The sequence below is a fragment of the Streptomyces sp. NRRL S-340 genome, assembly GCF_000720185.1.
Taxonomy (GTDB): Bacteria; Actinomycetota; Actinomycetes; order Streptomycetales; family Streptomycetaceae; genus Streptomyces.
The window spans coordinates 1-2627 of record NZ_JOIY01000093.1; the positions used below are offsets into that span (position 1 = coordinate 1).

General features: G+C 71.5%; 1 protein-coding gene. It reads left to right on the plus strand.

Annotated elements, in window-relative coordinates; all coding sequences use genetic code 11:
• Window positions 1-16 precede the first annotated feature (16 nt).
• Window positions 17-2425 carry an MFS transporter gene (locus IG64_RS37065; RefSeq protein ID WP_078884440.1) on the plus strand — a complete coding sequence of 803 codons (2409 nt, stop codon included), beginning with the start codon at window positions 17-19 and terminating at the stop codon, window positions 2423-2425.
• Window positions 2426-2627 lie beyond the last annotated feature (202 nt).

The following is a 2627-nucleotide window of genomic DNA, read 5'->3' on the forward strand; positions in this document are numbered from 1 at the left end:
TAAGTAAAGGAAGCCCATGGCAACGACCACACCAGCCGGTGTGCGGGCTCACGCCAAGCACGGGGGCGCCTCCCCGGACGGCGCTCCGATGACGCACCGGCAGATCATGGAGGCGCTCTCCGGGCTGCTGCTCGGCATGTTCGTGGCGATCCTGTCGTCCACGATCGTCTCCAACGCCCTGCCGAAGATCATCGGTGACCTCGGCGGCGGCCAGTCGGCCTACACCTGGGTGGTCACCGCCGCCCTGCTGTCGATGACCGCCTCCACTCCCCTGTGGGGCAAGCTCGCCGACCTGTACAGCAAGAAGGCGCTCGTCCAGATAGCCCTGATCATCTACGTCGTGGCGTCGATGGCGGCCGGGCTCTCGCAGAACCCCGGCATGCTGATCGTCTGCCGCGTGGTCCAGGGCGTCGGCGTCGGCGGTCTGTCCGCACTGGCGCAGATCGTCATGGCCGCGATGATCTCCCCGCGCGAGCGTGGCCGCTACTCCGGTTACCTCGGTGCCACCTTCGCCGTCGCCACCGTCGGCGGCCCGCTGCTCGGCGGTGTCATCACCGACACCTCCTGGCTGGGCTGGCGCTGGTGCTTCTACGTCGGCGTGCCCTTCGCGATCCTCGCCCTGATCGTCCTCCAGAAGACCCTGCACCTGCCCGTCGTCAAGCGGGACGTGAAGGTCGACTGGGCCGGCGCGACCATGATCGCCGCAGCCGTCTCGCTGCTGCTGATCTGGGTCACCTTCGCCGGTGACAAGTACGACTGGCTGTCCTGGCAGACCGCCGTCATGGTCGGCGGTTCGATCGTCCTCGGCCTGCTGTTCGTGCTGATCGAGTCCAAGGCCGCCGAGCCGATCATCCCGCTGCGGCTGTTCCGCAACCGCACGATCACGCTCGCGTCGCTCGCCTCGCTCTTCGTCGGTGTCGCGATGTTCACCGGCACGGTCTTCTTCAGCCAGTACTTCCAGCTGGCCCGGGGCAAGACCCCGACCATGTCCGGTGTGCTGACCATCCCGATGATCGGTGGCCTGTTCGTCTCCTCCACCGTCTCCGGCCAGTTCATCACCCGCACCGGCCGATGGAAGGCGTGGCTGGTCAGCGGTGGCGTCCTGGTGACGGCGGGCCTCGGCCTGCTGGGCACCATCCGGTACGACACGGCGTACTGGAAGATGGCGATCTTCATGGCCCTGCTGGGGCTCGGCATCGGCATGATGATGCAGAACCTGGTGCTGTGCACGCAGAACCAGGTCGACCCGAGCGACCTCGGCTCGGCCAGCTCCACGGTCACCTTCTTCCGCTCGCTGGGCGGCGCGGTGGGCGTCTCCGCGCTCGGCGCGGTCCTGGCCCACCGGATCACCGACTACGTCAAGGACGGCCTGGCCGGACTCGACCCGAAGTACCAGGCCGCCATGGGCGGCTCGTCCACCGGCACCATCCCGGACGTCGCCAAGCTCCCGGCGCCGCTGCGCACGGTCATCGAGAGCGCGTACGGGCACGGCATCGCCGACATCTTCCTGATCGCCGGCTGCATGGCCGCCGTCGCCTTCCTGATCACGCTGTTCATCAAGGAGGTCCCGCTGCGCACCCGGGGCGGTCTCGCGCAGGCCGCCGAGGGCGAGCCGGCCCCGGTCGACCCGGTGGCGGCCCCGGCCGTCGCCGAGGCCCAGGAGCAGGCCGCCGTCCCGGCCGCCGACCAGTTCTCGGCCCCCGCCGAGGACAAGGTGCCCGCCTGGGCGTCGGCCGTCTCCACCACGGCGACCGGCCCGGAGGGCACCCAGCGCCTCACGGCCGTCGCCGCGGCGGCCCCGCAGACCCCGGCCGCCGGCGCGGGCGGCGGGATCCCGGTGCGCGGCTTCGTCCGGGGCGCCGAGGGCGCGCCGGTGCCGCAGGCCGCGGTCACGCTGATCTCGCTGGCCGGCCGCCAGCTCGGCCGCTCGGTCGCGCAGGGCGACGGCGGCTACACGGTGGACGCGCCCGGCGCGGGCTCCTACGTCCTGATCGCCTCCGCCGACGGCTTCCAGCCGCAGGCGTCCACGATCGTCGTGAACGACGAGCCGGTGGCGTACGACATCCTGCTCAGCGGCACCAGCGGGCTGAGCGGCGTGGTGGCCACCGGGACCACCGGTGAGCAGGGCGAGTTCTCCTTCGCCGAGCTGGTGCCGGGCGTGGTGGACTCCGGAGCGCAGCTCCAGGGGGTCGTCCGGGCGCCGCACGGTCCGCTCGCCGACGCCCGCGTGACCCTGGTCGACGCGGCCGGCAACGTGGTCGGCACGGCCACCACCGGCACGGACGGCGCGTACGCCTTCACCGACCTCAACAGCGGCGAGTACACCGTCATCGCGACGGGCTACCCGCCGGTGGCGACGGCCCTGACGGTCTCCGGCCGCGGCGTCGACGACCACGACATCGAACTCGCCCACCCCGGCGAGTAGTCCGGCCCCGGCCCGTGGCGGGGCGCGCTCCCAGCGGAGGCGCCCCTGCCACGGGCCGGTCGCTTACCGACCATTTTTTCAGGCTTTTCAGGGAGAAAAACGGGATGGGACTGACCGCGAGGATCCGCACCCGGGACGGATGGGCCGTGTCGCACGCGGTCGTCACGGTGACCGACATGACCGGCACGCAGGTGCTGCGCGC

Bases quoted from the DNA above. Each gene is read 5' to 3' on its own strand.
- IG64_RS37065 (WP_078884440.1), top strand. From the start codon at position 17: ATGGCAACGACCACACCAGCCGGTGTGCGGGCTCACGCCAAGCACGGG.